General features: G+C 60.6%; 1 protein-coding gene. It reads left to right on the top strand.

The genetic code is table 11. The features are described 5' to 3' along the window. A partial coding sequence (locus SB822_RS60390) for a RecX family transcriptional regulator (protein WP_410859556.1) occupies positions 1 to 241 on the top strand: 241 nt, incomplete at both ends.

Here is a 241-nt window from a genome sequence, read left to right as displayed (position 1 = left end):
CGCAAGCTGAAGCCCTTCGTCGAAGAAAACGATTCGCTCGAGACGCTGCTCGACACGCTCGAAGCCGAAAACTGGCTATCCGATTCCCGATTCGCCGAAAGCCTGATTCATCGTCGTTCGTCGCGACTGGGTGCGAGCCGTATCGTTGGCGAATTGAAGCAGCACGCGGTGGACCGCACGCTCGTCGACGAGGCGAGCGCTCAATTACGCGAAAGCGAACTGGCGCGCGCCCAGGCCGTAT

This window comes from Paraburkholderia sp. SIMBA_054 (assembly GCF_046534875.1).
Taxonomy (GTDB): Bacteria; Pseudomonadota; Gammaproteobacteria; order Burkholderiales; family Burkholderiaceae; genus Paraburkholderia; species Paraburkholderia hospita.
This window is presented reverse-complemented; position numbering and strand designations above follow the sequence as displayed.